11 protein-coding genes and 4 CRISPR repeat arrays are annotated in these 25,468 nt (G+C 36.2%); of the genes, 7 read left to right on the top strand and 4 right to left on the bottom strand.

Going from position 1 to position 25,468, the window contains the following annotated elements:
• Window positions 1-5: 5 nt before the first annotated feature.
• The 7 genes from QF004_RS12485 to QF004_RS12455 all read left to right on the top strand — a co-directional run bounded on the left by QF004_RS12485 (window position 6) and on the right by QF004_RS12455 (window position 6,849).
• Complete coding sequence (locus QF004_RS12485; protein WP_133439907.1) at window positions 6-299, top strand: GNAT family N-acetyltransferase; 294 nt, start codon at window positions 6-8, stop codon at window positions 297-299.
• A gap of 589 nt (window positions 300-888) precedes the next feature.
• The gene (locus QF004_RS12480; protein ID WP_133439906.1) at window positions 889-2,325 is read left to right on the top strand and encodes a sodium:solute symporter; all 1,437 of its coding nucleotides are present in this window, start codon (window positions 889-891) and stop codon (window positions 2,323-2,325) included.
• Between the two features lie 71 nt (window positions 2,326-2,396).
• Window positions 2,397-3,464, top strand: coding sequence for a type I restriction endonuclease (locus QF004_RS12475; RefSeq protein ID WP_133441088.1), 1,068 nt, complete (start codon window positions 2,397-2,399; stop codon window positions 3,462-3,464).
• Between the two features lie 85 nt (window positions 3,465-3,549).
• Window positions 3,550-4,401: a transketolase gene (locus QF004_RS12470; protein ID WP_133439905.1), complete on the top strand. Its 852-nt coding sequence runs from the start codon at window positions 3,550-3,552 to the stop codon at window positions 4,399-4,401.
• 164 nt (window positions 4,402-4,565) lie between these two features.
• On the top strand, window positions 4,566-5,513 hold the full coding sequence (locus tag QF004_RS12465) for a transketolase family protein (RefSeq protein WP_133439904.1): 948 nt from the start codon (window positions 4,566-4,568) through the stop codon (window positions 5,511-5,513).
• 235 nt (window positions 5,514-5,748) lie between these two features.
• Complete coding sequence (locus tag QF004_RS12460) at window positions 5,749-6,213, top strand: acyl-CoA thioesterase (RefSeq protein ID WP_307426819.1); 465 nt, start codon at window positions 5,749-5,751, stop codon at window positions 6,211-6,213.
• A 120-nt stretch (window positions 6,214-6,333) separates the two neighbouring features.
• Window positions 6,334-6,849 (top strand): PepSY-like domain-containing protein, encoded by a 516-nt coding sequence (locus QF004_RS12455; RefSeq protein ID WP_307426816.1) that lies wholly within the window; start codon window positions 6,334-6,336, stop codon window positions 6,847-6,849.
• Window positions 6,850-7,017: 168 nt separating this feature from the next.
• Window positions 7,018-8,296: a CRISPR direct-repeat array (repeat unit 47 nt; unit sequence GTTGTGAATTGCTTTCAAATTTCATTATCTTCGTGACGAGGAACAAC).
• A gap of 415 nt (window positions 8,297-8,711) precedes the next feature.
• Window positions 8,712-10,991: a CRISPR direct-repeat array (repeat unit 47 nt; unit sequence GTTGTGAATTGCTTTCAAATTTCATTATCTTCGTGACGAGGAACAAC).
• Between the two features lie 492 nt (window positions 10,992-11,483).
• Window positions 11,484-11,838: a CRISPR direct-repeat array (repeat unit 47 nt; unit sequence GTTGTGAATTGCTTTCAAATTTCATTATCTTCGTGACGAGGAACAAC).
• Between the two features lie 107 nt (window positions 11,839-11,945).
• A CRISPR array of direct repeats spans window positions 11,946-18,845; the repeat unit is 47 nt; unit sequence GTTGTGAATTGCTTTCAAATTTCATTATCTTCGTGACGAGGAACAAC.
• Window positions 18,846-19,157: 312 nt separating this feature from the next.
• Here the strand turns inward: QF004_RS12455 and QF004_RS12450 are convergent.
• The 4 genes from QF004_RS12450 to cas9 all read right to left on the bottom strand — a co-directional run bounded on the left by QF004_RS12450 (window position 19,158) and on the right by cas9 (window position 25,311).
• A complete protein-coding gene (locus QF004_RS12450; RefSeq protein ID WP_307426814.1) occupies window positions 19,158-19,541 on the bottom strand; it encodes an HU family DNA-binding protein in 384 nt (127 codons plus the stop codon).
• A 402-nt stretch (window positions 19,542-19,943) separates the two neighbouring features.
• Window positions 19,944-20,282 (bottom strand): CRISPR-associated endonuclease Cas2, encoded by a 339-nt coding sequence (gene cas2 / locus QF004_RS12445; RefSeq protein ID WP_282904871.1) that lies wholly within the window; start codon window positions 20,280-20,282, stop codon window positions 19,944-19,946.
• A complete protein-coding gene (gene cas1 / locus QF004_RS12440) occupies window positions 20,279-21,172 on the bottom strand; it encodes a type II CRISPR-associated endonuclease Cas1 (RefSeq protein ID WP_307426810.1) in 894 nt (297 codons plus the stop codon). The genes cas2 and cas1 overlap by 4 nt, the downstream gene beginning before the upstream one ends.
• Window positions 21,169-25,311 (bottom strand): type II CRISPR RNA-guided endonuclease Cas9, encoded by a 4,143-nt coding sequence (cas9, locus tag QF004_RS12435; protein WP_307426806.1) that lies wholly within the window; start codon window positions 25,309-25,311, stop codon window positions 21,169-21,171. The genes cas1 and cas9 overlap by 4 nt, the downstream gene beginning before the upstream one ends.
• Window positions 25,312-25,468 lie beyond the last annotated feature (157 nt).

Below are 25,468 nucleotides of genomic sequence, written 5' to 3'. Positions count from 1 at the left end.
ACAAGATGATATCACCACATTACGATATGATCAATATCGAACAAAACGACAAAACTTTCGACCTTTTTTACGACGCAGAAAAAGCCGGATTCATGGAATACAAAGTGAAAGAAAATATTTTGGAAATCATCCACACCGAGATATTCAAAGAATTTGGCGGAAAAGGTCTGGGACAGGAGCTGGTAAAAGCTGCGGTGGAACTGGCAAGAAAAAATGATTACAGGATCGTTGCTTCGTGTCCGTACGCTAAGAAAATTATTGATGCAACGCCCGAATTTAAAGACCTGTTGGCGAAGTGATTTTTCACTGTTTAAACATTTCTTATCTTTCATTGTAAACAACAGTATTTTTTTTACCATTAAGAAATAGCTGAAGATAATAGTAAGGTGAGAAAAAGTTTGAGAAATATGCTTTTAAGTCGTCTTTGATGAATCTTAGTTTTTCCTTAAACGCTTCATTACCTGAATGTTTAAATATGCAAATACTGCATTCTTATGATAAGGACTTCGACAGGCTCAGTCTGACAAAAAAAACAAATAAAAGGTTTGAATAAAAGATGTCACTCTGAACTTTTCGAAGAGTTTTGGATTAAATTTTTAGAATTTCAATTTCAAAGACTTTGACAAAATTAATCTGACAAGGGTTAAATCAAAATCTTTTGGTGAAAAACCAAAAGGTTTTTTTATCCAATTTTCAGGAACAACGAAAAGTTTCTCCCCGACTTTTTTCATTCTTTCATGTTTTATTTGAATCGGCGGATCACAATGTGGTTTGAACGGCGTTTCTTTTCGCAAAACAAGGTGATTAAAAAAAACGGCACCAGAATACGGATAAAGCGCACAAATCATAACAAAAAACTATATTTGTGAAAATTTTAATTCAAATTCTATGAATCCGATTGTGTTGCTGTTGATTATCATTGCGTATTTTGGACTTTTACTTTGGGTCGCCTACCGAACCGGAAAAGGCAGTAACAACGAAAGTTTTTTTATAGGAAACCGAAAAAGCAACTGGATGCTCGTAGCATTTGGAATGATCGGAACCTCGCTTTCGGGCGTAACATTCGTGTCGGTTCCCGGCGCAGTTGGCGCAGATAAATTCCATTATTTACAGATTACCATTGGGTATCTTATTGGGTATATTGTCATCGCTTACGTTCTTCTCCCGCTCTATTACCGCCTGAAACTCACCTCGATTTACGGATATCTCCAACAGAGAATGGGCCAACTTTCCTATAAATCCGGTGCCTGGATTTTTATTGTTTCACGGTTAGTTGGAGCAACGGCAAGATTATATCTGGTTGTGAATATTTTGCAGATGACGATTCTCGACAGTTTAGGCGTTCCGTTTATCGTGACGACCCTGGTGATCCTGATCATGATTATTCTTTATACTTACGAAGGAGGCGTGAAGACGATTGTGTGGACCGACACGCTGCAGACGACGTGTATGCTTTTGGGACTCATTATCTGTTCGGTTTATATGATGAATCATTTGGGTTTAAACTTTACAGAAAGTATTTCTCAAATGAATCAACTCGGTTATACAGAAGTGTTCAACACGGATGCGAACAGCAAAGCTTTCTTTTTTAAACAGATTTTAGCCGGCGCTTTTATCACGATCACGATGACGGGAATTGATCAGGAAATGATGCAGAAATCTTTATCGGTAACTAGACTGAAAGATTCGCAAAAAAACATGGTCGTTCTTGGAATTATTTTAGTGGGTGTGATTTCGTTATTTTTATTCATGGGCGGACTTCTGCATTTGTACGGAAATACGGAACATGTTGTAAGTTCAGGTGATCAATTGTTCCCGGATATTGCTTTGAATCACATGCCGCCGTTTATTTCCATCATCTTTATCATCGCCCTCATTTCGGCACTTTTCCCGAGTGCAGATGGTGCGATGACCGCTTTAACATCGTCATTATGCATTGATATTTTTGGACTGCGGGAAAAACCGATTTCACAAAAAGAACAGGAAAAATTCCGAAAAAGAGTTCACCTGACCGTAGCGTTTGCATTTTTGGTGATGGTCATTATTTTCAAATTAATCAATGACAATTCAATGATCGGTTTGATTCTGAAAATGGCTGGTTTCACTTATGGGCCGCTGTTAGGACTCTTCGCTTTCGGAATCTTCACTAAGTTTAAGGTTATCGACAAATGGGTTCCTTACGTTTGTGTCGCCGCTCCCGTTATTTCATTTTTGATTGACAAATACCAGGAAAGCTTTTTCGGCGATTTCAAAATCGGTTTGGAGCTGTTGATTATTAATGGATTGATCACGTTTTTTGGATTATGGCTGATTCGGAAGAAATAGACATTTTATAATGAAATAATAAAAAATATACATTTCTTTTGCTATATTTGCTTTAAATACCAAATAAAATGATGGATTTAAAAATAAAACTACAGCAATTGTATGAACGGGTAGATTCTTTAAAAGATCAAATTAATACGGAAGAAGCAACAAAAAACGCTTTCGTTTTACCTTTTATTCAGATTTTAGGCTACGATATCTTTAACCCTACTGAAGTTATTCCAGAATTCATTTGTGACATTGGAACAAAGAAAGGAGAAAAAGTGGACTATGTCATTAAGAATAATGATCACCCAATTCTAATTATTGAGTGCAAACATTGGAAAGAAAACGCAGATGCACACAACTCACAACTTCATCGGTATTATCATGTTGCCAAAGCAAGATTCGGCGTTTTAACGAACGGACATATTTATAATTTCTACACCGATTTAGAGCAGCCAAATATTATGGATGAAAAGCCATTTTTCACTTTAAATCTAAATGACATCAAGGATTCTTCAGTTAAAATTTTAGGAAAATTTACCAAAACTGATTATAATTTAGAAAGCATTCTTGATTCTGCAGAAGCTTTAAAATACATTAAAGCAATAAGAAAAGAATTCGAAAAGGAAGTTGCAGAAGCATCAGATGAATTTGTGAAACTGTTAGTTAATAAGTTTTTTGACAAGCCTTTGACCGCCTCCAGAATGGTTACCTTTAGAGAATACACTAAAAAAGCAGTCAGTAATTCTATAAATGATTCTATCAGTTTACGGTTAAAATCAGCTTTAAACATTAATGAAAATATTGCAAAAGATAAAATCCCTGCAATAGAGAATCCAATAGACTTAAACAATGAAATTCCTAAATACATCACCACCGACGAAGAACTTGAAGGTTTTCAAATTGTAAAAGCCATTTTAAGAGAAAAAATCGCTGCCGAAAGAATCGCATTCAGAGATACCCAATCCTATTTTGGAATCCTTTTAGATGATAATAACCGAAAACCATTAGCGAGGTTACATTTTAATTCTTCAAATAAATACATTGAATTATTTCACAATGGGAAAGACTTGGGAGAAAAAATCCTTTTAAATTCTCTTGATGGAATTTATAATTACCGGGAACAACTGCATACCACTTTTGAAAATTACTAAAATATCATCCGGGCCATAAACCCGGAATTTTCATTTCCAAAACCAATCAAAAATTTGTAAATTCGCCTGCAAATAAATCTATATAATGAGTAAATCGATTGAAGAGCTGAAATCTCTTACCACACAAATTAGAAGAGACATTTTGAGAATGGTTCACGCTGTAAATTCCGGGCACCCCGGCGGAAGTTTGGGTTGCACCGAATACTTCACCGCACTGTACGGGAAAGTAATGAACTACAAATCCCCTTTCACCATGGAAGGAAAAAACGAAGATCTGTTCTTCCTTTCCAACGGACACATTTCACCCGTCTTCTACTCCACTTTAGCAAGATTCGATTTTTTCCCGGTGGCAGAACTGGCGACTTTCAGAAAACTGGGAACCAGATTACAGGGGCATCCCACCACGCACGACGGACTTCCCGGAATCAGAATCGCTTCAGGTTCTTTGGGCCAAGGCCTTTCCGTAGCGGTCGGTGCTGCTTTAGCTAAAAAATTAGACGGTGACGACAGTTTGGTGTATGTTTTACAGGGCGACGGCGAATTGCAGGAAGGCCAGAACTGGGAAGCATTCATGTATGCGGCCGCAAAAAAAGTAGACAATATCATCACCACCATCGACTATAACGGAAGACAGATCGATGGCGATACCGAAGATGTTTTAGATTTAGGAGATTTACACGCAAAAATGGAAGCTTTCGGATGGACCGTTCTGAACGAAAAAAACGGTAACGATCTGGAAGCCGTCATCGCAATTCTTGAAAAAGCAAAATCGGAGACCGGCAAAGGGAAACCGGTTTGTATTCTGCTGCATACTGAAATGGGACATGGTGTAGATTTCATGATGGGAACGCACGCATGGCACGGAAAAGCGCCAAGTGACGAGCAATTGGATACTGCATTTAAACAATTGTATTTAGAAGCTCCGGCTGATTATTAATTTGATTTGGGCAGACATTTCCGTCCTCCACTCCCGCTTTTTTTATGGCCACCTTCGCTCCCGCTCAGACTGCCATAAAAAAGAGCTCCGTTCAGGCCGGGCTGCAGATCAGTTATCCTTAGAAAATTCCTTTATTAAAATTCAAGAAATCAAAAAAGTAAATCATGAAATATACCTATACAGAAAAAAAAGATACAAGAAGCGGATTCGGTGCCGGACTGGCAGAATTGGCAGATAAAAACCCAAATGTCGTCGCACTTTGCGCCGACCTTATCGGCTCTTTGAAAATGGAGAAATTCATTGAAAAAGCACCGGAACGTTTTTTCCAGGTCGGGATTGCAGAAGCCAACATGATGGGCATCGCAGCCGGTTTAACCATCAACGGAAAAATTCCGTTTACCGGAACTTTTGCGAACTTTTCAACTTCCAGAGTGTATGACCAGATTCGTCAGTCCATCGCTTATTCCAACAAAAATGTAAAAATCTGTGCTTCCCACGCAGGATTAACTTTGGGTGAAGATGGCGCAACGCACCAGGTTTTAGAAGATATCGGAATGATGAAAATGCTTCCCGGAATGACCGTGATCAACACTTGCGATTACAACCAGACCAAAGCAGCAACACTTGCCATCGCAGATTTCGACGGACCGGTTTATTTAAGATTCGGACGACCGGTTGTTCCCGTATTTATTCCGGAAGATATGCCGTTTGAAATCGGAAAAGGAATTATGCTTCAGGAAGGAACCGACGTGACCATCGTAGCAACCGGACATTTGGTCTGGGAGTCCTTGTTGGCTGCAGATGAACTGGAAAAAGAAGGAATTTCCTGTGAAGTCATTAATATTCACACGATCAAACCTTTAGACGAAGAGATTATCTTGAAATCTGTAGAAAAAACAGGAAGAATCGTCACTGCTGAAGAACACAACTACATCGGCGGTTTAGGAGAATCCGTTGCCGGAATGTTGTCCAGAAAAAGACCGACAATTCAGGAATTTGTAGCCGTAAATGACACTTTCGGAGAATCTGCCACACCGGCAGAACTGATGAAGAAATACAAAATCGACGCCGCTGCGGTAAAAGAAGCAGTGAAGAGAATTTTGGAAAGATAAAAAATACACTTTAAAATCATAGCGCACTGCCGCTCATCTTTACTATTGTTTTGGTGAAGAACGTTATTATTCACACCAGTCCACTGAAAATTCTCAGTGGACTTTTTTTTAAAATAAAAACAGTCCAAGAACTGAAGTGAAAATTGAAATCTATTTTTTTATAAAAGCCAATCTTTCTATTTTTCATTAATAAAAAATTAAAACGGATATTTGCTTTGTTCAAATAATCAAACAAATGCATAACAAAACAGTTTTTCAGTTTATCTCAGAACCCAGCGATGTAAATTATGGCGGGAATGTTCACGGCGGAAGTGTAATGAAATGGATTGACCAGGCAGGTTACGCCTGTGCAAGTTCCTGGTCCTCCAGTTATTGCGTTACGGTTTATGTGGGCGGAATCCGGTTTTATTCACCCATAAAAATCGGACATATCGTAAAAGTGGAAGCCGAAGTTATTTACACCGGAAAAACCAGTATGCATATTGCCATCAATGTTTTTTCAAGAAACATCAAAAGGAAAGATTTCGAAAAGAAAACGCACTGTATTATCGTTTTCGTCGCGGTTGATGATGAAGGTAATTCTGTAGAAGTCCCGAAATTCGTCCCAACCACAGAACAGGACAAGCAAATGGAAAAATACGCGATAAAACTGATGGATCTCCGTAAAAAGATTGAAGATGAGATGAAGCCTTTCATGTAAATTTAACGTTTGCTGTAAAAACATTTTAAAATGAATATTGGAACGGTACTTAATTTGTTCACGTTTTACTTCAATTAAAAATAAGACCTTAATTTTATTTCTAACCAAAATTCCTTGATTATGAAAAATTTGAAATTAGCAACACTGTCACTATTGATGGGCACTTTCGTTTTTACATCATGTGAAAAGAAAGTAGTTTTACAAAACCCCGCTGAGAACAATACAACTGCTTCAAAAACAGAAGTCGTAACGCCTAACCCAGAAGCAAACAACGTCGATCAGAATCTTCCACCACAAGTAAAAACTTTTTTAAATGAACATTATGCCGGTATTGCGATTTCAAAGCATGAAACAAAAACTAATGCCAAGGGTAAACAGTACGAGGTTCAATTAAATAATGGTGTGGAAATAGAATTCGACAATGACGGGAATTGGAAAGGCATCAAAGATAATAATGGCGTTCCCGACATTCTAATTCCTACCAAAATAAAAGAATACGTTAACAAAAATTACAAAGACATAAAAATCAAAAGTCTGGAGAAAAAATCCGATAAAAACATAATCAAAGCCGATCTTCTGAATGGCGTTGATTTAGAGTTCGATATGCAGGGTAATTTTTTAAGGATTGACTTGTAGAAAAACCAAATTTAGAATTTGAATTTACTACAATAAAAAACTCCTTTCAACACCAGATTGAAAGGAGTTTTCTATAAAATAATTTTAACGGTTATCTCGCAACCTGTCCCGGATAAGTTAACTTTCCATCATAAATGGAACAACTTACATCGAAGAAACAACGTTTTCGTTGTGAATTGCTTTCAAATTTCATTATCTTCGTGACGAGGAACAACCTCGGTGACTCGGTCGACTTCTCTAAAAATGTTGTGAATTGCTTTCAAATTTCATTATCTTCGTGACGAGGAACAACAAATATTAGATATGGTGTCTGATACGCTCGGTTGTGAATTGCTTTCAAATTTCATTATCTTCGTGACGAGGAACAACGAACAAGTAGTTCATTTGCGTCTTTATACTGTTGTGAATTGCTTTCAAATTTCATTATCTTCGTGACGAGGAACAACTTTATCTTTGAACGAAAGAGCCTGCTCGGAGTTGTGAATTGCTTTCAAATTTCATTATCTTCGTGACGAGGAACAACGGAAAAGATAATCTTTCCAATAGATGAAAAGTTGTGAATTGCTTTCAAATTTCATTATCTTCGTGACGAGGAACAACGGTGGGTTATTTATCCGCATAGTGGTAAGGGTTGTGAATTGCTTTCAAATTTCATTATCTTCGTGACGAGGAACAACAAGCGACAGCGTGGTTCAATTGTACGTACTGTTGTGAATTGCTTTCAAATTTCATTATCTTCGTGACGAGGAACAACAGAAGCCGAAAGATTAAAAAGAATCTTAGAGTTGTGAATTGCTTTCAAATTTCATTATCTTCGTGACGAGGAACAACGATGTGAAAAAACATTTGAAATCACGGAAAGTTGTGAATTGCTTTCAAATTTCATTATCTTCGTGACGAGGAACAACTTTTTCACTTTCTTTGAAAGGGTTCGGTAAGTTGTGAATTGCTTTCAAATTTCATTATCTTCGTGACGAGGAACAACTATAGTTAAAATTATGATAGCTCGATAATAGTTGTGAATTGCTTTCAAATTTCATTATCTTCGTGACGAGGAACAACGTCTATTCAAACCACCAACCCAAATGCATTGTTGTGAATTGCTTTCAAATTTCATTATCTTCGTGACGAGGAACAACAAAAGAGAATGCGAATGCACTAATAGCGGAGTTGTGAATTGCTTTCAAATTTCATTATCTTCGTGACGAGGAACAACGATTGGTTACTAATTTAGTTGCAACGCATAGTTGTGAATTGCTTTCAAATTTCATTATCTTCGTGACGAGGAACAACTTTTTGTGTAATTATGATGATTAGAAATAAGTTGTGAATTGCTTTCAAATTTCATTATCTTCGTGACGAGGAACAACTCTCCTTTTTCTCGGAGTACCCTCATTTTCGTTGTGAATTGCTTTCAAATTTCATTATCTTCGTGACGAGGAACAACTAAAGGCGAACTCATTACCGAAGGTCCATTGTTGTGAATTGCTTTCAAATTTCATTATCTTCGTGACGAGGAACAACACGGTTCTGCGGAAGTCCGTAATCTTTAGTGTTGTGAATTGCTTTCAAATTTCATTATCTTCGTGACGAGGAACAACTTTTAGTTTGATTTTCAGCTAATCTATCTGGTTGTGAATTGCTTTCAAATTTCATTATCTTCGTGACGAGGAACAACAGCCGACTTTCCGGAACCGGTAGCGCCGCAGTTGTGAATTGCTTTCAAATTTCATTATCTTCGTGACGAGGAACAACTACTTTGGTTTCAACCGCACCCGCGCCATAGTTGTGAATTGCTTTCAAATTTCATTATCTTCGTGACGAGGAACAACTGATTAGATTAGATTTTGAGTATTTGAACTGTTGTGAATTGCTTTCAAATTTCATTATCTTCGTGACGAGGAACAACGTTTCTGCGCAATCGGAACAACGATTTTAGGTTGTGAATTGCTTTCAAATTTCATTATCTTCGTGACGAGGAACAACTACTTTAGTTTCGACTGCACCGGCACCATAGTTGTGAATTGCTTTCAAATTTCATTATCTTCGTGACGAGGAACAACCACGTCTAACTGAAATTCCGTAAGACGTCAGTTGTGAATTGCTTTCAAATTTCATTATCTTCGTGACGAGGAACAACTGAGGTTTCGACCGAGCATAAAGATAATTTGTTGTGAATTGCTTTCAAATTTCATTATCTTCGTGACGAGGAACAACAAGAAAGTATTTTAAAAGCCATTGAGGAAGGTTGTGAATTGCTTTCAAATTTCATTATCTTCGTGACGAGGAACAACTTATTGTCTTACTGGCTTCCTCGGCACCTAGTTGTGAATTGCTTTCAAATTTCATTATCTTCGTGACGAGGAACAACCAAAGAAAATTAAATGTTTGAGATAGTTGGGTTGTGAATTGCTTTCAAATTTCATTATCTTCGTGACGAGGAACAACAATTATTTTTATTTTAAGTTAGAATAATTTGTTGTGAATTGCTTTCAAATTTCATTATCTTCGTGACGAGGAACAACACAGAACCCGAAATATTTCAACAGTCGATGGTTGTGAATTGCTTTCAAATTTCATTATCTTCGTGACGAGGAACAACCCTGTTCACATCCGGGCGGTTATTGTCTAAGTTGTGAATTGCTTTCAAATTTCATTATCTTCGTGACGAGGAACAACGAGATAATAAGGCAATTGCTGCAGAAAGCAGTTGTGAATTGCTTTCAAATTTCATTATCTTCGTGACGAGGAACAACATGTAGAAGCGCAGGCTAATTATCTACAGAGTTGTGAATTGCTTTCAAATTTCATTATCTTCGTGACGAGGAACAACTGCGCAAATTACAAAGCGGTGGAATGCTCAGTTGTGAATTGCTTTCAAATTTCATTATCTTCGTGACGAGGAACAACTCCCTCTTTTTCCGGGGTCCAGTATTCGGAGTTGTGAATTGCTTTCAAATTTCATTATCTTCGTGACGAGGAACAACAAGCGGCTAATAAAAAAGCGAATGCGCGGAGTTGTGAATTGCTTTCAAATTTCATTATCTTCGTGACGAGGAACAACCGGCGATGGTCATGGGTTTAATTCTTCATCGTTGTGAATTGCTTTCAAATTTCATTATCTTCGTGACGAGGAACAACTATCTTTTGTTTTATGATCTGGGTAATCTGGTTGTGAATTGCTTTCAAATTTCATTATCTTCGTGACGAGGAACAACTTGTGACTAATTATTTAATAATCAAATACTGTTGTGAATTGCTTTCAAATTTCATTATCTTCGTGACGAGGAACAACGTTAAGGTCTTCCATAATGCTTAATTTAAAGTTGTGAATTGCTTTCAAATTTCATTATCTTCGTGACGAGGAACAACTATTTTTGTCTATTTCATACACTGTTCCAAGTTGTGAATTGCTTTCAAATTTCATTATCTTCGTGACGAGGAACAACTTAGCTTTTTCTTTTGCTGTCATTATCCTAGTTGTGAATTGCTTTCAAATTTCATTATCTTCGTGACGAGGAACAACAAGGTCACGGGAAAGGGAAACTGAATTGGAGTTGTGAATTGCTTTCAAATTTCATTATCTTCGTGACGAGGAACAACTTTCTACTTCTTCTGCTTCTTCCTGATCTTGTTGTGAATTGCTTTCAAATTTCATTATCTTCGTGACGAGGAACAACTTCTATGGCTTCCAGCGCTTCCAGTCCCTGGTTGTGAATTGCTTTCAAATTTCATTATCTTCGTGACGAGGAACAACTTTTGATGTTGAGAAAATTGCGCGGGCCCTGTTGTGAATTGCTTTCAAATTTCATTATCTTCGTGACGAGGAACAACTTATTGGGACGAATTAATATACCAGTCACAGTTGTGAATTGCTTTCAAATTTCATTATCTTCGTGACGAGGAACAACTTAACTGATCTTGAGCTTCTTCCGGTAGCAGTTGTGAATTGCTTTCAAATTTCATTATCTTCGTGACGAGGAACAACATCTTTCTCCAGGCTCTTCGCCATTCCAGGGTTGTGAATTGCTTTCAAATTTCATTATCTTCGTGACGAGGAACAACACATTTTTTGCAATTCTTCTTGCGTTTTGTGTTGTGAATTGCTTTCAAATTTCATTATCTTCGTGACGAGGAACAACCTTTTATGTTCGATATGTACGTGAAAGGGAGTTGTGAATTGCTTTCAAATTTCATTATCTTCGTGACGAGGAACAACTTGGCTTACAACTTTCAATCTTATTTTATTGTTGTGAATTGCTTTCAAATTTCATTATCTTCGTGACGAGGAACAACTGAAAATTATTTTAATTGTAATTCCCCACCGTTGTGAATTGCTTTCAAATTTCATTATCTTCGTGACGAGGAACAACCTTTAGATTTGCATTAAGATTATTGACAATGTTGTGAATTGCTTTCAAATTTCATTATCTTCGTGACGAGGAACAACTCAATGCAATTAAAACCCAAACGGGAGGATGTTGTGAATTGCTTTCAAATTTCATTATCTTCGTGACGAGGAACAACTTCAAATCCAAATCTAGAAAGCCACTCTTTGTTGTGAATTGCTTTCAAATTTCATTATCTTCGTGACGAGGAACAACATATTCATTTGTCTTTTTGTGATGATTATAGTTGTGAATTGCTTTCAAATTTCATTATCTTCGTGACGAGGAACAACGATATTGTTGTAAGTTGATGAATCACCACTGTTGTGAATTGCTTTCAAATTTCATTATCTTCGTGACGAGGAACAACTTGGGATGGTCATCGTTTCCATTATCCTATGTTGTGAATTGCTTTCAAATTTCATTATCTTCGTGACGAGGAACAACGTCGCCAATAACAACCTGCAAGCAATACAGGTTGTGAATTGCTTTCAAATTTCATTATCTTCGTGACGAGGAACAACTTTCATCTGGTGAGCCTATACACTCCCAATGTTGTGAATTGCTTTCAAATTTCATTATCTTCGTGACGAGGAACAACAAATAATGCTTATGCTTCAAATCCGGCATGGTTGTGAATTGCTTTCAAATTTCATTATCTTCGTGACGAGGAACAACGTCGAAGGTCTTTTCTTGGGCTTCCTGCCAGTTGTGAATTGCTTTCAAATTTCATTATCTTCGTGACGAGGAACAACAGATGAAACAGTGAAATATTTTACCCCCATGTTGTGAATTGCTTTCAAATTTCATTATCTTCGTGACGAGGAACAACTGGAGACTGATGGAAACGCCTATTTTTACAGTTGTGAATTGCTTTCAAATTTCATTATCTTCGTGACGAGGAACAACTGCCGAAATTGGTTTCCGACTTATCGGCTGGTTGTGAATTGCTTTCAAATTTCATTATCTTCGTGACGAGGAACAACAATATCTGGAATGGTCCAATGCCTCCGAGAGTTGTGAATTGCTTTCAAATTTCATTATCTTCGTGACGAGGAACAACTTTATTAGAAATAAAGGACTTCACTGGAAGGTTGTGAATTGCTTTCAAATTTCATTATCTTCGTGACGAGGAACAACTTTCCGCTTCGAGTCCCGATAAGAATAATAGTTGTGAATTGCTTTCAAATTTCATTATCTTCGTGACGAGGAACAACTAACAAGTAGTTCATTTGCGTCTTTATACTGTTGTGAATTGCTTTCAAATTTCATTATCTTCGTGACGAGGAACAACAGATGTGGTATATCTTAAGGCAGGAGGAAGGTTGTGAATTGCTTTCAAATTTCATTATCTTCGTGACGAGGAACAACCGCGAAGAATTTACCTTGATAAAGCCGACGGTTGTGAATTGCTTTCAAATTTCATTATCTTCGTGACGAGGAACAACACTTATCATTTTACCAAGTGTTTTTTTGATGTTGTGAATTGCTTTCAAATTTCATTATCTTCGTGACGAGGAACAACAGACCAACTGAAATTATATGAAGCTGGAATGTTGTGAATTGCTTTCAAATTTCATTATCTTCGTGACGAGGAACAACCCGATAAGGGAGCCGACGCAATCGCTAAAGGTTGTGAATTGCTTTCAAATTTCATTATCTTCGTGACGAGGAACAACATGACGCGCTTACTAAAATGACGTATGAAAGTTGTGAATTGCTTTCAAATTTCATTATCTTCGTGACGAGGAACAACTGTAAAAAGAAGTTCCACGCCCAAACATTAGTTGTGAATTGCTTTCAAATTTCATTATCTTCGTGACGAGGAACAACTTGACGGTGATAATATTCTAAACATAATGAGTTGTGAATTGCTTTCAAATTTCATTATCTTCGTGACGAGGAACAACAGGTAAAGATTTAGAATTTATCAGTTTAATGTTGTGAATTGCTTTCAAATTTCATTATCTTCGTGACGAGGAACAACTGTAAAAAGAAGTTCCACGCCCAAACATTAGTTGTGAATTGCTTTCAAATTTCATTATCTTCGTGACGAGGAACAACTAGTTATTAAAAATAAAGCTAAGAGCCATAGTTGTGAATTGCTTTCAAATTTCATTATCTTCGTGACGAGGAACAACATCAGGAGCGTAGTTTATCACCTGCGCATTGTTGTGAATTGCTTTCAAATTTCATTATCTTCGTGACGAGGAACAACCATGAGTTCGGACGAAGCATTGAGCCACAAGTTGTGAATTGCTTTCAAATTTCATTATCTTCGTGACGAGGAACAACAGTTATGAGATTCAAGACGGAACCAACCGAGTTGTGAATTGCTTTCAAATTTCATTATCTTCGTGACGAGGAACAACAATGACAAAAGATACGCCTACCTTTTGGCAGTTGTGAATTGCTTTCAAATTTCATTATCTTCGTGACGAGGAACAACAATGTAAAAAGATGGTTGTTTCTACTTTATGTTGTGAATTGCTTTCAAATTTCATTATCTTCGTGACGAGGAACAACAAAGTTCGCAAGCTGTACAAAATTCTTTAAGTTGTGAATTGCTTTCAAATTTCATTATCTTCGTGACGAGGAACAACTATCGATGGATGCGATGGACGGGCTTTCAAGTTGTGAATTGCTTTCAAATTTCATTATCTTCGTGACGAGGAACAACGCGAGTTATTGATTCTTTGAATTTCCCGCGGTTGTGAATTGCTTTCAAATTTCATTATCTTCGTGACGAGGAACAACTGTTTATTTAGTTGTTCAACATATCGAACAGTTGTGAATTGCTTTCAAATTTCATTATCTTCGTGACGAGGAACAACTAGGTGATAGATTAGAAAACTACAACATCAGTTGTGAATTGCTTTCAAATTTCATTATCTTCGTGACGAGGAACAACAGAAAGACGGAAAGACATACACCAATTTCAGTTGTGAATTGCTTTCAAATTTCATTATCTTCGTGACGAGGAACAACAAAAATGCAGGAGCATTTGGATGCGCTTGAGTTGTGAATTGCTTTCAAATTTCATTATCTTCGTGACGAGGAACAACTATTTATTAAGAATTAATGGATTGCCCCAAGTTGTGAATTGCTTTCAAATTTCATTATCTTCGTGACGAGGAACAACCTATTCAATAAACTGCAGGGCATTAACGCTGTTGTGAATTGCTTTCAAATTTCATTATCTTCGTGACGAGGAACAACTTTGCTAATGTTATTTTGCTGTGATTCCAAGTTGTGAATTGCTTTCAAATTTCATTATCTTCGTGACGAGGAACAACTTTTTAAATACTTTTGTAAACAATGGCAAAGTTGTGAATTGCTTTCAAATTTCATTATCTTCGTGACGAGGAACAACCTACCAGTTCCGCCACACCGCTCTGTTTTTGTTGTGAATTGCTTTCAAATTTCATTATCTTCGTGACGAGGAACAACTAGACAGAATTAAGTATGCTAAGAGTATAGGTTGTGAATTGCTTTCAAATTTCATTATCTTCGTGACGAGGAACAACTGTTTATTTCAATGTTACTAATGGAGTTGTGTTGTGAATTGCTTTCAAATTTCATTATCTTCGTGACGAGGAACAACGGGGAGTATTTGGATTCTTCTATTCCGATGGTTGTGAATTGCTTTCAAATTTCATTATCTTCGTGACGAGGAACAACAGCATTTCCGCTTTCATATTGTTCTGCCTGGTTGTGAATTGCTTTCAAATTTCATTATCTTCGTGACGAGGAACAACGAAAGCCCTGAAGTCGGAAGCATTCCAACGGTTGTGAATTGCTTTCAAATTTCATTATCTTCGTGACGAGGAACAACTTTGGCGCAGAAACGAAAGTGACGATTGTTGTTGTGAATTGCTTTCAAATTTCATTATCTTCGTGACGAGGAACAACATAAGTATCCTGATTTCGATTTTGAAAAGGGTTGTGAATTGCTTTCAAATTTCATTATCTTCGTGACGAGGAACAACTATTGAATTTGTAGGTACGCAGGGTATAGCGTTGTGAATTGCTTTCAAATTTCATTATCTTCGTGACGAGGAACAACGTTGAGTTTAGCCCCTTATAAGGTTCCGTTGTTGTGAATTGCTTTCAAATTTCATTATCTTCGTGACGAGGAACAACTAAAGAATAGACGTTCCTCCTCAACCTCATGTTGTGAATTGCTTTCAAATTTCATTATCTTCGTGACGAGGAACAACAAAAAGTGCTGCAGCGATCGATCATAGAGAGTTGTGAATTGCTTTCAAATTTCATTATCTTCGTGACGAGGAACAACATCGAATTCTTTTGATACATCATGCCAAGTGTTGTGAATTGCTTTCAAATTTCATTATCTTCGTGACGAGGAACAACCCGATAAGGGAGCCGACGCAATCGCTAAAGGTTGTGAATTGCTTTCAAATTTCATTATCTTCGTGACGAGGAACAACTGCCAACAAAAGGAGTTGAACTTTGGAATGGTTGTGAATTGCTTTCAAATTTCATTATCTTCGTGACGAGGAACAACAAGTTCAATTTTAGGATATACCAAATAAAAGTTGTGAATTGCTTTCAAATTTCATTATCTTCGTGACGAGGAACAACAACCAAAAGCAAAACCTATTAAACCACCACGTTGTGAATTGCTTTCAAATTTCATTATCTTCGTGACGAGGAACAACTTCAACCAATGTTAAACCATTCATCGCCGCGTTGTGAATTGCTTTCAAATTTCATTATCTTCGTGACGAGGAACAACTTCTATAGTAAAATTTCTGAGTGCCGTACAGTTGTGAATTGCTTTCAAATTTCATTATCTTCGTGACGAGGAACAACTATATCTTTGATATTCTACACACCCCTTCAGTTGTGAATTGCTTTCAAATTTCATTATCTTCGTGACGAGGAACAACCCGTGACCATTCAGTCCGTGGATTACTACAGTTGTGAATTGCTTTCAAATTTCATTATCTTCGTGACGAGGAACAACGCAGGGGACAATTAATACAACTTATGAGCCGTTGTGAATTGCTTTCAAATTTCATTATCTTCGTGACGAGGAACAACCAGTATATGCAGGATCATGCTGGAACATCGGTTGTGAATTGCTTTCAAATTTCATTATCTTCGTGACGAGGAACAACTATGCAGGAAGAAAAATGGCAGGAAATTTAGTTGTGAATTGCTTTCAAATTTCATTATCTTCGTGACGAGGAACAACAATTACAAAATATAAAATATAATTGTAATAGTTGTGAATTGCTTTCAAATTTCATTATCTTCGTGACGAGGAACAACTTGTAACCTTAGTTGGTCAGGACACCGATGGTTGTGAATTGCTTTCAAATTTCATTATCTTCGTGACGAGGAACAACTTTCCGAGTTCTGGTGAATCAACACCACACGTTGTGAATTGCTTTCAAATTTCATTATCTTCGTGACGAGGAACAACATTATCCAATTGGAATTGGTACAGAATATAGTTGTGAATTGCTTTCAAATTTCATTATCTTCGTGACGAGGAACAACCAAATAGAATTGATTGCCGAACTTTCAACAGTTGTGAATTGCTTTCAAATTTCATTATCTTCGTGACGAGGAACAACAAGTCTTTGTTTTCATATCGTTTAATTATAGTTGTGAATTGCTTTCAAATTTCATTATCTTCGTGACGAGGAACAACCATTTGCCTTTTATAGTCGCAATCGCAGATGGTTGTGAATTGCTTTCAAATTTCATTATCTTCGTGACGAGGAACAACGTTTTTTTTCGGTGGACGATGGGAAAGTCTGTTGTGAATTGCTTTCAAATTTCATTATCTTCGTGACGAGGAACAACGGTCAAAAATAACACCCTATTTAACCCGTAGTTGTGAATTGCTTTCAAATTTCATTATCTTCGTGACGAGGAACAACGGTGGGTTATTTATCCGCATAGTGGTAAGGGTTGTGAATTGCTTTCAAATTTCATTATCTTCGTGACGAGGAACAACATATTCGGATATTTCCCTAACCTTTCTACCGTTGTGAATTGCTTTCAAATTTCATTATCTTCGTGACGAGGAACAACCTTTCCGTTATTTTTTATAACGCTTCGATAGTTGTGAATTGCTTTCAAATTTCATTATCTTCGTGACGAGGAACAACATGTTTCAGAAAGTACCGCCATTGAAGATGGTTGTGAATTGCTTTCAAATTTCATTATCTTCGTGACGAGGAACAACTTGGTTACGGTAAGCAATTGAGCCATTGGTGTTGTGAATTGCTTTCAAATTTCATTATCTTCGTGACGAGGAACAACGAAACATCACCGTTGCAACTTCATGGAATAGTTGTGAATTGCTTTCAAATTTCATTATCTTCGTGACGAGGAACAACGTTTCCGCTGTGGATCAGCAGGAGGTTGGTGTTGTGAATTGCTTTCAAATTTCATTATCTTCGTGACGAGGAACAACGTAAGATTTATGCGACCGCAAATCGTTGTGGTTGTGAATTGCTTTCAAATTTCATTATCTTCGTGACGAGGAACAACCCGAAATACCTGCAGCCGGAACCAGCGCGAGTTGTGAATTGCTTTCAAATTTCATTATCTTCGTGACGAGGAACAACTAGATATTATCGATGTAGTAATTTCCAATAGTTGTGAATTGCTTTCAAATTTCATTATCTTCGTGACGAGGAACAACTTCTAAACGTTCGTGATGCTGTCGCAATTGGTTGTGAATTGCTTTCAAATTTCATTATCTTCGTGACGAGGAACAACTCTAAAATCGAATCAGAGACGAGGTATCAAGTTGTGAATTGCTTTCAAATTTCATTATCTTCGTGACGAGGAACAACTAAGTAACTTTTTTATATAAATATTTGGTAGTTGTGAATTGCTTTCAAATTTCATTATCTTCGTGACGAGGAACAACAACACAAAGACTGATGATTGAGCCTTTTGGGTTGTGAATTGCTTTCAAATTTCATTATCTTCGTGACGAGGAACAACGGTCGAAAACTTATTGACCGCTCTTACAAAGTTGTGAATTGCTTTCAAATTTCATTATCTTCGTGACGAGGAACAACTTTTATTGTTTCTTTAAAGCGGTTTTTGCAGTTGTGAATTGCTTTCAAATTTCATTATCTTCGTGACGAGGAACAACCACCCAACATTTGTACGCCTTCGCCTAACCGTTGTGAATTGCTTTCAAATTTCATTATCTTCGTGACGAGGAACAACCTTACCGATTGACAAGGTTGAGCATTTACTGTTGTGAATTGCTTTCAAATTTCATTATCTTCGTGACGAGGAACAACTCCGTTTGCCGCTTCGTATGAACCCTTAGAGTTGTGAATTGCTTTCAAATTTCATTATCTTCGTGACGAGGAACAACTTTTATTGTTTCTTTAAAGCGGTTTTTGCAGTTGTGAATTGCTTTCAAATTTCATTATCTTCGTGACGAGGAACAACAGTTTGAGTTAAATACATGTTAGTTTGCATGTTGTGAATTGCTTTCAAATTTCATTATCTTCGTGACGAGGAACAACTTTACAGCGCACAAATGAACTCCGGAATCGTTGTGAATTGCTTTCAAATTTCATTATCTTCGTGACGAGGAACAACCTCAAATAATAATCTGCTGATTTTCAGTAGATTATTTGTTTTTATAGCATTTAAAAAGTGAAGTATTCCTCCTTGCTAAAGTTTTATTTTAGCCTGTTATTCTTTCCTGGATTTTAAAATCGAAAGTAGAAGTCCAAAGAAAATCAAGATACTAAAATGATAAAGCTATTTTTTAATGTTAGTTTTTGCGACACCCACTTCTTTTGCACAATACGTCATCCCGTTGCCAAACTTTTTAACGGAATTAGAGGCAGCATTTCTCTTTTCCTGTAAAACTGGGGAATATCAAACAGACAGTTATTGGGAAATAATCTATTTTTTAGGGACGAACTGTGTTTTGGAAATCCGCTGTTTCATCAGGACAGAAGGGCGGAAGTTGACCGAGGGTTTACCAATCGTTTTTTCGGAGACCAGTTCCGGAGATTCCACCGCGGTGGATTTGGCCCAGATCCTAAAAGTACCGAGAAATTCAATGTTCACGACATTTCCCTCCTGCAGGTGTTTTGCAATCTGCGCGGCCATGCCTACCATCACCCCGTAGCAATCCACCGGGTTCAGGGTGCTGTTTTCGGACAGGGCCTCAGCGATTTCGTGGAGGTTCACTTCCCGGTTTTTCACCAGGGTGGCACAATACAGTTCTTTCATTTCCGATCCGGAAGGAACCGTCTTCTTGGTGGTAATAAATTTTGCAGGCATATCTATTTATTTTTTAAAACCTAAAATTAATAAACACCGCGGTCTTTTCGGAAAATCACCGCGGTGATTTATTATTTTCACCGCGGTGATTTTTTCAAAGGTTACTGTAAAATATAAAGAGTATAATAAGAGCCTGTTTAAATTTTATTCAATAAGAATTTTATCGCAGATAATTTGACCCTATTTTCAGAGGTTTCCATTACGATTTCATAATTTCTACCGCAACTTCTGTCATGATCAAACCATGAAATACTTAAAGAACGGTTGTTTTTCCATTTTACATACTGGCTGTCGATCATTTATAAACCTGGCTCCGTGTTTTGGTTTCTCTTTAATCTGATTTTTTTCCGTAATTTAACAACTGTCAATCAGTTATTTATATTATTTTTCTATATGAATAAATCAGAATAATTCGAGCTGTTGGTACATTGGCGGCGGTTCTTCTTTATTTCTGGCAAAAAAGATTTCAATATCACCAAACTGCTTATCGGTAATGCACATAATGGCAACTTTACCCGCTTTTGGAAGCATAAATTTCACCCTTTTAATATGTACCTCAGCATTTTCCCGACTCGGACAATGCCTCATATACATCGAAAACTGAAACAGTGCAAATCCATCATCCAACAAACCTTTACGAAAGCGGTTCGCGTCTTTCATATTGGCTTTGGTTTCGGTCGGTAAATCGTATAAAACTAAAACCCACATAATTCGGTAGGCATTAAACCTCTCGGCATTCATATTAATTCCGGATAATCTATCAACCGCTTTTCTCCAGTATAACACTTATAAAGGGAGCTTGCAGTTGTTTTAACAGCCACCATCAGCGGTCTTCTCTTGCCATCGATCAACACATCTTTGGTTGCAATCTGCAGGAGATGCGCTTTAAACTCTTTGGTCAACTCTTCTGAATCGGGGTTTTTCGTCAGCCAATCCATCACCAACAGATCTACAAAAGGACGGTAAGGCTCCATCAAATCATCTGCTAAACAATAGGGATTGTATTTATTTTTGTGAAAAATCCCTAAAACCGGAAGCAAACCCGTCTCTACAATCGCACGGGCTACAATACTGCGCAAAACCGCATAACCGAAATTGAAAAACGGGTTCGGCGACTCACCAAACCGCTGGCGAAGAAAATCTAAACTGATGAGGTATTTCCAGTAATGTTGTGCTGCAATGCCTTCCATATTGGTAATATCGCCGCTTTTGACATTGTTTTGATAACCGGTCATGGGTTCGTGATAATTTCCTAAACGGATTAAAACTTCCTTTTGGTTTTCAATTTTACATTCTACGGTTTGTTTCCAGAGTTGTTTTTTCAGCGGTTCACTGGCTTCCAGCTGATCTTTGACCCTGTCTGAATGTTGGGAATGTCCGTACAACGGCAACATGATGCCGTGCGGCAAATGGTGCGCATCGCAACTGATGATGACCACATTATTTCCCATCATTTTCTGAATAAGCTGATGGGAAATGGTAATCTGAAAGTGATCTAACATCAGCAAACCCAAATCCTCCACCGGAACCTTGCCTTTCACTTCTTTGGTTTCCGGACAAAGAATGTACATCTGCTCGTCTTTGAGCTTGAGGTATGCGGAATTGCCGATGTAAATGGAGCGGGTGATCATCGGAAATTAAAATTTATGGTTCCATCTAATTTCATTTCAAAATCTTTACCTTCAATGATAAAATTAGGGGTAGTTGGCTTAAACAAAATTCTTGGAGCTATAAAATCTGTTTGATATTTTGAAAAACCATCCTTACCAGCTGATTTAAATATCTCTTTTGGAAAATCTTTTATTAATTCTTCATCTGTACGCGCTTCTAAATGGTGTTGAAAAAGCATATTTCCTACTGAAGCTTGGTGTAGCCTTTTAATAAAATATAGTCTTTTTGAAATTTCTTCAGGAGTTTTTTTAATATCCTCTAATTCTTCCAATGAATTATAGAAAATTACTTTTTGTCCACTTTTGAAAAGGTGAATTAGAATAGCTTCCTTAGTTTTTATTAAAACAGGTTCTTTCTGTTTAAATACTTCTTCTTTATTTTCAGGAATTCCTAAGGCACTAACAAACTTTGAAGCTTCAAATTTATTAATTGAAATTATATTTTTTTCTCCTTTTTCATTTTCATATAACCCAAACATATAATTCTCGCCGGAATCTGCATAAATATAATTTTTGTAATCTTTTGAAGATTTATAAACATGTTCTTTTACAACAGTTACATTGTCCGGATTCATAAATCCACGAGCCGCTTTAACTCTACATCGTAGATGTCTTAAAATTTTTCCTTGAAAATCCTGTAATTCTAGTTGTTTTACGCCATCTAAAATTTGTTTATTGAGATATTCTGCTAAATGAAAATCAACAATTATATCTGAACCAAAATTTACTTTATCAATAGGTTTTCTCAAAACCATCCAAACCTCATCTTTTCCATCTGTTTGATTATAGATTACATTACCTGATTCGTCTCTTAATAATGAACCATTGTTATCTTTTGCCGCAATTTTAATTTTTCCATAATAGGTTTGAAGATGTAATTCGCCCCTCACAGAATCTCCTTGTGCAACTTTAGGAATTTTATTTTTTTGATCAATCCAAACAACTTTTCCTCTTTTTCTTACAATCTTTTTTCCTGGAGTTAAAACTTGGTCTTTGTCGGCCATATTGTTGATAAGTATGTTATTTCTTATCTCATCAATCATCGAAATATTAAATCCAAGAAATGGTTTTTCGTGGTATTGTTTATCAAAATATTTTTCTTCAAATCCATAAGACTTTTTCAGTATTTCTTCTCGTTTTTTGGCAGAGGGAATAAGAGTTAAAACAGCAGCATCAATTGCGTGATGAGAATGCTTGCTTCTATCCTTTACCTCATCTTTTGGTTGAATCTCATATATTTTTCTAAATTCGGCAGTATTTGAGCCTTTAATAACATCTACTTTAGTAAAAACGGTTTTCAAATAATGAAAAGCATATTTTGTAATAATCTGTGTATCGGTTAATTGGCTATTGACAAATCCTTGCGGAATTTCTGTTCTTGTAAATCTATCTAATTTGCTTTTCCAATAATCATATTGCATTATACGAATATGTTTTTGACGAATAGCTTCATCTTTTGCCATTTTATCTATTGCAACTTTGGATTTGAATTTCCAAAAATCAATCTGCTTGAACAGATCTTCTACTTTCTTTTCCCACAAATACAAATGTGGTTTTATTGCCGAATACCCATTTGATTCTTCTTCATAATTAGGCAATTCAGTTGGCATTTGATTCTTTTTAATATTTCTATTATAATCTGCATAGCAAACCGTTAGATTAGCTAATGAATTGTCAAAAGATTTACTTCTGGGAATAGTATGCTCAAAATCGATTATGTTTTTATCAAACAAATCTGTCAATCTAATCATCTTTCCGGTGTAAAAACAAGTGCAATTTTGTTCTTTCCATAAACGGTATTTTTGAATGTCTTTTTGAGAAACAGATAGATTTTTATTTTTATCAATTACCTGAATTTCTTTCAGAACTTCTTCTAAATTGTCAGTTTGTTCAATCCATAATCTGAATTTTTCGTTGTCTTTTTTACTTGCAGGATCTGCATTTCCCTTGAATTCCGGATCATTAATTAACTCTGATATTGCATTAGCAAATTCTCGGTTTTCAGCTTCCCGGTCTCTTTGATATTTTTCTATTGCCCAGCGTTTGTTGCTATCGTTCAAATCTCTTGCAATTTCTACAACGATTCTGGTTTCTTCATCAATTTTTCCAATCTCAATTAAATAATTAATAACATCGCGCAACTTATACAATGTTTTGTAAGCCATCGGATTTTTGAAAGCTGCTGTTTTCGGGCTTAACAAATATTTTTGTCCTTCTTTTTTAGGATAAATATCGATTTGTGAGGGATGATAAATTTTGCTCAATTTTTCTTCTGAAACACCCAACGCACGCTTTAGAAATGCACAAATTCTATTTACCAAATGAGGTGGTTTGATATGTTCCCTTTTTGACGAAGCAAAAAAGTCTTGATATTTAATTGTTACTTCTGATAATATCTTTTTTCTGGAGCCTTCATCCAGTTTCTGCCAGGTTTTATCTCCGAAATGTTCTATAGTTGCTTTTTCAACCTCCTTCAAATCAGAACTATCTAGTTTATAACTTACATCTTTCCAAGCAAATCTTTCATCCCAATCCAATGCATAATACTTAAAAATCAAATTATTAGCAATGTTGACAATTGTTTTTTCTTCTCGTACGTTTTCAACTTCTTGCCGCAATGCTTCTAAGATTTCTTCTTTATTGTGTTCAAATAATTCCTTGCCGATAATTTCCGGTATTTTTGCTAGAATTACTGATTCGGAATAGATAATTCCTTGTTTTAAAAAAGGCAAAATATTGTTTATTGCTTTTAAACTTAAATTGGCATAACCAATAGGAAACTGATTAAATATAGTCACTAATTCTTTAACTTCCTTTTCATCTAATTCTAATGTACTCACGAGGAACTCTTCAAAAACCTCTTCATCTTCATAGGAAAACATAATATGCCAAATATCTTCAATAGTATAATTTACATCATACTCCTTCCCTTTCTTATCGATTTTTTTAATTGATTTTTTATAGTCCTGCCAATTTTCTCCAAACACAGATTTTAACCTTGCTGAAACAAAACAACTCGGAATAGAAATTTCATCCATTTTGGCCGAATAATTAAGTTCCCATTCTTTACCACCATTTTCCTTAATAAATTTTCTAACATCACTAAACTGAAAATCTCTCTTACTTTTGTAGAAGAATTTTTCGTTGTATAATTTTTGTCTAAGCTCTAGCGGTATTGATTCAAATTGATTCGTTTCTTTGTTTTTAAATTTTATATTATTAATAAAAGACCACGCTCTATACTCCTCAAATTTGTAATGGCTGATTGGACAACGGGCTTTATTAGGTTCTAAAGTACACTTCCCCACCAAGCCTTTTTGGGAGCGCAAAGGGCGTTGAAAAAATATTGCTTTTTCAATATCTTCACGAAACTGAAGATTGTCAATGTTTTGAAATTCTAAAATTTTCTTAGCTTCAATTTGATAATCAGACCTTAAAGTATATCTGTTTCTAACCCGTATTCCGTTATCTTCTAAAAACGCAAAAGCAGCTCCTAAGCTTCCATTCTCAATAATTAAATTTTCATATTCATTTCTTCCGATAGTCTTGGTTTCAGTACTTCCTTTATAAACTGCAGTTTTTTCATTAGCTCCACTTTTCCTGCTACTTTTAAAACCTCTTCTCTGCGCAATATGATATAATGCTCTACCAACTTTATATTTATTTTGAGGAAGTGATAAATTTAATTTTTCGGTGATTAATAATCTTCTCAATTGATATGGGCTTGTAAAATCCGGAATCCCATCATTATCAAAGTCCAACTTAATCCAGTTTTGAAATAATTCATCATTTACAGGAAAAATTCTTCCTAAGCCTTTTTCATAATGTTTCCATTTATTTAAATTTTCTATAGATAATGGACAATAATTATTTTCAATTAAAACTTTAAGAGTTTTCCACTTCCTATATCTTCTTGCATTGTAAAGCCTCCTTGAAGAACGATGTTTTGTTCTCTCGGCTGCAAATGAATATTCGCCGGATTTCCCTTCTCCAACCCCTTTTTTAAAAGTGTATACTCCATACCATGAAAACACATCACCGACTCTTAATGTAAGCCCAATTGAATTGGTACCTAAATCAACACCTAAAATTTTATTCATTTTTGTTTCGTTTTAATTATTTTTTATATATTTGCAACTGAAAGACAATTCACAACAAGGCTATAAGCCGAAGAAAAACTCAATCCTGCGTACTCCGTGGGATTTTTTATTGATGATAAGACGATTTCCAAATTTACCGGAAGCATTGCTTTTTCAT

This window comes from Chryseobacterium sp. MDT2-18 (genome assembly GCF_030815285.1).
Taxonomy (GTDB): domain Bacteria; phylum Bacteroidota; class Bacteroidia; order Flavobacteriales; family Weeksellaceae; genus Kaistella; species Kaistella salivictor.
Note: the sequence above shows the minus strand (reverse complement) of the source record. Positions and strands in the feature narration are given on the sequence as shown.

What these genes read in the sequence shown, in the direction of transcription:
- cas2 (WP_282904871.1), bottom strand. Translation starts at nt 20,282, where the DNA reads ATGAATGCCGAGAGGTTTAATGCCTACCGAATTATGTGGGTTTTAGTT.
- QF004_RS12460 (WP_307426819.1), top strand. Translation starts at nt 5,749, where the DNA reads ATGCATAACAAAACAGTTTTTCAGTTTATCTCAGAACCCAGCGATGTA.
- QF004_RS12485 (WP_133439907.1), top strand. Translation starts at nt 6, where the DNA reads ATGATATCACCACATTACGATATGATCAATATCGAACAAAACGACAAA.
- QF004_RS12480 (WP_133439906.1), top strand. Translation starts at nt 889, where the DNA reads ATGAATCCGATTGTGTTGCTGTTGATTATCATTGCGTATTTTGGACTT.
- QF004_RS12470 (WP_133439905.1), top strand. Translation starts at nt 3,550, where the DNA reads ATGAGTAAATCGATTGAAGAGCTGAAATCTCTTACCACACAAATTAGA.
- QF004_RS12455 (WP_307426816.1), top strand. Translation starts at nt 6,334, where the DNA reads ATGAAAAATTTGAAATTAGCAACACTGTCACTATTGATGGGCACTTTC.
- cas9 (WP_307426806.1), bottom strand. Translation starts at nt 25,311, where the DNA reads ATGAATAAAATTTTAGGTGTTGATTTAGGTACCAATTCAATTGGGCTT.
- QF004_RS12450 (WP_307426814.1), bottom strand. Translation starts at nt 19,541, where the DNA reads ATGCCTGCAAAATTTATTACCACCAAGAAGACGGTTCCTTCCGGATCG.
- cas1 (WP_307426810.1), bottom strand. Translation starts at nt 21,172, where the DNA reads ATGATCACCCGCTCCATTTACATCGGCAATTCCGCATACCTCAAGCTC.
- QF004_RS12475 (WP_133441088.1), top strand. Translation starts at nt 2,397, where the DNA reads ATGGATTTAAAAATAAAACTACAGCAATTGTATGAACGGGTAGATTCT.
- QF004_RS12465 (WP_133439904.1), top strand. Translation starts at nt 4,566, where the DNA reads ATGAAATATACCTATACAGAAAAAAAAGATACAAGAAGCGGATTCGGT.